At 64.5% G+C, this 5045-nt stretch carries 6 protein-coding genes; 1 reads left to right on the top strand and 5 read right to left on the bottom strand.

Annotated features, from left to right (window positions below; translation table 11 throughout):
• The 5 genes from AB0H22_RS25325 to AB0H22_RS25345 form a co-directional block, all read right to left on the bottom strand.
• The coding region (locus AB0H22_RS25325; RefSeq protein ID WP_358150028.1) for a hypothetical protein at positions 1-70 on the bottom strand (70 nt) is incomplete at its 3' end.
• A gap of 41 nt (positions 71-111) precedes the next feature.
• Positions 112-486: a hypothetical protein gene (locus tag AB0H22_RS25330; protein WP_358150022.1), complete on the bottom strand. Its 375-nt coding sequence runs from the start codon at positions 484-486 to the stop codon at positions 112-114.
• Positions 487-641: 155 nt separating this feature from the next.
• Positions 642-2297: a SulP family inorganic anion transporter gene (locus AB0H22_RS25335; RefSeq protein ID WP_358150024.1), complete on the bottom strand. Its 1656-nt coding sequence runs from the start codon at positions 2295-2297 to the stop codon at positions 642-644.
• A gap of 61 nt (positions 2298-2358) precedes the next feature.
• Positions 2359-4242: a phosphoenolpyruvate carboxykinase (GTP) gene (locus AB0H22_RS25340; protein WP_358150026.1), complete on the bottom strand. Its 1884-nt coding sequence runs from the start codon at positions 4240-4242 to the stop codon at positions 2359-2361.
• Between the two features lie 107 nt (positions 4243-4349).
• Positions 4350-4718 (bottom strand): metalloregulator ArsR/SmtB family transcription factor, encoded by a 369-nt coding sequence (locus AB0H22_RS25345; RefSeq protein ID WP_180751629.1) that lies wholly within the window; start codon positions 4716-4718, stop codon positions 4350-4352.
• A gap of 232 nt (positions 4719-4950) precedes the next feature.
• On the opposite strand from AB0H22_RS25345, the gene AB0H22_RS25350 reads away from it, so the two are divergent.
• A partial coding sequence (locus tag AB0H22_RS25350) for a DUF5313 family protein (RefSeq protein ID WP_358149938.1) occupies positions 4951-5045 on the top strand: 95 nt, incomplete at its 3' end.

The following is a 5045-nucleotide window of genomic DNA, read 5'->3' on the forward strand; positions in this document are numbered from 1 at the left end:
GCCCCGCGAGCCATCCACCTCGTTTGCCGATAGGGCTGCGTGTCGCTTCGACAATGACTGGATTACCCATGGAGCTGCTCCTTTGCGCTCTGAACGTTGTTGGGGTGTGTCTTAAAGTTCATGTTGATAGGCCGTGATGAGGGGCTCGGCCATCTGTCGGCCATACGCGGTGATGATCAGCCACCAGTGGTACTGCCATCCGAACACGTCAAAGTTGTCGATGTAATCGGCGTAGATGTGACGCAGTGCAGCTTCGGGATCGTCGGTCGGCACAAATCCCTGTGCGTGCGGAGCCATAGTGCCGAGCTCGAACAGGCCGTCGCGGATAAGCGATCGGATCGTGTTGAGTGTGGTTGCTCGGATTCTCGGTAGGTACGCCTGCCTGTTGGATTCCTGGACGTGCCAGTGCACTGCCAGCAGGCATACCCCACCGCCAAGGCCCTCCATGAGGATCTTGGCGTGCGCCGAGTCATGGGCGTAGCTCACTGGTGTGACCTTTCCGCTTACGAGGCATCGTCGAGCAGTCGTATACGAGGGTCTGCAATGTCTTAGCGCTGCAGTTTCCAGACCGCGAATACGGTTGCACTCATGAGCGCGATGAGTGTTGCGATGGACGTCCAAGAGTGCATACAGGCTTCCTGTCAGGTGTGTGTGGGGTGGGTGCCGCCGGCGTGGGTGCGGGCGTGAGCGATGGCGGCATCGAGGGTGTCGATGAGGTGCTTTTCGTGACGTAGGGATTCGATGACACCGACGTTGGTCAACAGTGTGAGGTGCTCGGGGCGTACGCCTTTGATGATGACGGTGATGCCGCGGGCTTCGAGATCTTCAGCGATCTGTGCCAGCGTGTGTGCGCCGGTGGCATCGAGCATGCCCAGCTGGGACATGCGGATGATCACCACACTGATATTGGGGTGGTGGGCGTCGGTGATGGTATTCGAGATACGTTCGGCCGCACCGAAAAACATGGAGCCATCCAGGCGCAGTAGTGCGATCTTCTCGTCCCCGGGCATCGGTGAGCCGGGTAGTTCTTCGCGGGTGACGCTGCTACGTCGGGCCACCACACGTAGCGCGAAGAACGCGGCCACGACGACGCCGATTTCGACCGCCTCGATCAGGTCGAAACAAATGGTGACAACGGCGGTCAGCGCGAACGTGGCGGCATCGGAGCGGGTCGAGCGCAGGATCGTGATCGCGGTGCGCGCCGAGATCATCCGGAAGGAGGTGACCATCAGGACCGCCGACAGCGCGGCCAGTGGTATCGCACCCACCGGGCCGCTGGCCAAGTACACCACCGCCAACAGCAGCACCGAATGGGTAATCGCCGCAACGCGGGTGCGTGCCCCCGAGCGCACGTTGACTGCAGTGCGGGCGATCGCGCCGGTGGCCGGCATCCCACCGAACACCCCCGAAGCCACCGACGCCAGGCCTTGCCCGAGCAGCTCACGGTTCGGGTCATAGGGGCCAGTGGGCGCCATGGTGGCCGCCACCCGCGCCGACAACAGCGATTCGATCGCAGCCAAGGCGGCAATCGCCACCGCCGCACCCAGAAGTGCTTGCAGGGCAGCCAGATTAGCGTGCGGAAGCAGTGGTGCGGGCAGCCGCGAGGGCAGCTCGCCGATACGGGCAACAGATAAACCTACTACCCCCACTAGCGCGGTGGCAGCGACCACAGCTACCAGGGATTCGGGGATCCCGCCGTGCAGCCGCGGCAGCCCGACCATCAGTGCCGCCACCAATCCCACCACCAGCAAGGCCGGTGCGGCGACGCTCCAGCGGGTGTGTGCGAGAACGTCGATCGCGGCGGCCAACGGGGGATGGCCGCGGGGTGCCGGCTGGCCGATGGCGGCGGGGACTTGCTGCAAGAAGATGATCGCGGCGATCCCCAAAGTGAAGCCCTCGATCACCGGCCACGGGATGAAGGTGACCGCCCGGCCCAAACCGATGATGCCGGCGGCCGCCACAATGATCCCAGCCAGCACGGTGACCAAAGCCAAACTGCTGCTGCCGTATTGGGCGACGATCGGGGCCAGCACGACCGCCATTGCCCCGGTGGGCCCGGATACCTGCACGTGCGAGCCGCCGAACACCGCCGCCACCACACCGGCGATCACCGCGGTGATTAGACCGGCGGCGGCCCCGGCCCCCGAGCTGATCCCGAAGGCCAACGCCAAAGGTAACGCCACCACACCGACGGTGATCCCGGCCAGGATGTCGCAGCGCCACGACCGACCCAGACCGGCGTAGTCGCCGCGGTGCGGCAGCAGCCGCGCCACCGCGGCGATACCGACTGCACCCATCACCGGGTCCAGTGATCGATGCGGCCCCGTCGCGGCGCGGGGACCTCATGTGCGCTGATGGTCACCGTGATTGGGTCAGCGAGCCGGTGCATCCTTGCCGGGCTTCGGCCAGTCGTGCCCGCAGTGCGCCCAGTTCGGTGCGCAGTTCGTCCGGTAGGCGGTTGCCGCCGATGCTGGCATACCAGTAGTCGATGGATTCGGTCTCTGCGACCCATTCGTCGATGTTGACCGCCAACGCCTCCTCGAGATCCTGATCGCTGATGTCCAGGCCGGTGCGGTCCAGCGCGTCAGCGGTGGGCAGGTAGCCGATCGGGGTCGCGACCGCGTCGGCTGCGGCCTCGAGGCGCTCCAGCGCCCACTTGAGGACGCGGGCGTTTTCCCCGAAACCGGGCCACAGGTACTTGCCATCGGCGCCGCGGCGGAACCAGTTGACATAGAAGATCTTCGGTAGCAGATCCGGGTCGCTGCGGGTGCCGATATCGAGCCAGTGCTGAAAGTAATCGCCGACGTGATAGCCCAGGAAGGGGCGCATCGCCATCGGGTCGCGGCGTAGCACGCCGACTTCACCGGCGGCAGCCGCGGTGGTTTCCGAGGACAGCGTGGAGGCCAGGAACACCCCGTGGCGCCAGCTGCGGGATTCGGTGATCAGCGGGACGGTGCTGGCACGCCGGCCCCCGAAGAAGATCGCCGAGATCGGCACCCCAGTGGGGTCATCCCATTCGGGGGCGATGGTCGGACACTGCGCGATCGGGGTGCAGTACCGCGAATTCGGGTGCGCAGCAGGATTGTTGGATGCCGGCGTCCAATGGTGTCCGCGCCAGTCGGTTAAGTGTTCGGGCGGGGTGTCGGTCGCACCTTCCCACCACACATCCCCGTCATTGGTCAGCGCGGTGTTGGTGAAGATCGAGTTGCCCAACTCGATGGTATCCATCGCGTGCGGGTTGGTGCCCCGCCCGGTGCCCGGTGCAACCCCGAAGAATCCGGCCTCGGGGTTGACCGCGTACAGGCGCCCATCGGCCCCGAATCGCATCCAGGCGATGTCATCGCCGATCGTTTCGGCGGTCCAGCCAGACAGCGAAGGGGCCAGCATCGCCATGTTTGTTTTGCCGCACGAGGAGGGGAATGCCGCCGCCACATACTTCACGACACCTTGCGGGGAGGTGAGTTTGAGGATCAGCATGTGTTCGGCCAGCCAGCCCTCGTCGCGGGCCATCACCGACGCGATGCGCAGGGCGAAACATTTCTTGCCCAACAGTGCGTTACCGCCGTAGCCCGAGCCGTAGCTCCAGATGGTGCGGGTGGCCGGGAAATGCGAAATGTACTTGGTCTCATCACACGGCCACGGCACATCAGCTTGCCCCGGCGCAAGCGGGGCGCCCACCGAGTGCACGCACTTGACGAACCGGCCGCGCAGCCCAAGCCGATCCCACACCGGGGCACCGGAGCGGGTCATGATCTGCATCGAGGCCGCCACATATTCCGAATCGGTCACCTGCACACCGAATTTCGGGTCATCAGAGCCCAGCGGGCCCATACAGAACGCGATCACATACATGGTGCGCCCAGCCATCGCACCCCGGTATTCCTCGGTCATGATCGTGGTCATATCCACCGGGTCCATCCAGTTGTTGGTTGGACCCGCATCGGCGGCATTCTCCGAGCAGATGAACGTGCGGTCCTCCACCCGCGCCACATCCGCCGGATCCGACACAGTCCAAAACGAATTCGGCTTACCCCGCAGCGGCACAAACGTCCCCTTAGCCACCAGCTGTCTGGTCAGGCGATCCCACTCGGTGCGCGACCCGTCACACCACACCACCTTCTGCGGGCCCAACAGCTCGGCCATCTCCGCCACCCACAACACCACCCCCGCATGGGTGGTCGGCGCAGGCTCCAACCCCTGCACCGATTGCGCCGCACCCACTGCATCCACCGAACTCACCACAACCACTCCTCACCAGCTCTTCAGAACCTGACTATCAACAAAGCATGCTAATTAAGAAAACAAGCAACTAGAGGGCGCTAGCCGGAGATAACGTCCGATACCTCCGGCTAGCGCCGGGCCCGCGTCGCCCGCGCGGGCCCCACTGTGACCGGATCGGCGCCATCGAGCCATTCGGCCTGATCGGCTACGACCCCGGTCAAGATTTTGCGCGCGGCGGCCAGCAGTTCGGCCACCTGCGGGGAGGTCAACGTGTACAGCACCGACAAACCCTCACGCCGCGCCGTCACCAAACCCGCCCGCCGCAGGACCGACAGCTGCTGTGACAGATTCGCCGGCTCGATCCCCACCTCCGGGAGCATCTCCGACACGGCTTGGTCCCGCTCACTAAGCAACTCCAACACCCGTATCCGCACCGGATGACCCAGCGTCTTAAAAAAATCCGCCTTCATCCGATACAGCGGCTGACGCGCATCCACCACAACACCACCTCACCACAACGATCAACATGCAAACATTAGCAACCCGGCAACAATGCAGGGCAAGGCCCCGTCTATAGTTCCCCTTGGTTCTCGCCGGGGCACTTTCTTGCACTCATCAGGGCCTGTCTGATGCCCGCCCCGGCGAGAACCACCCAACGCCCGTACTGGGCCGTTTCGCCCGAGTAGACGCACCGGGCATGTGCACGACTAGACGCCCAGGAGTTTGTCTATGGCCGCCGACCGGCCCACCGCATGGCAGTACATCGCTTACTCATATGGGAAGCGCCTGCCCGACAGCATGCGTGACTGGGTGGCCAATGACCT

The sequence above is a fragment of the Mycobacterium sp. NPDC050853 genome (assembly GCF_040653875.1).
In the GTDB taxonomy this organism is placed as follows: domain Bacteria; phylum Actinomycetota; class Actinomycetes; order Mycobacteriales; family Mycobacteriaceae; genus Mycobacterium.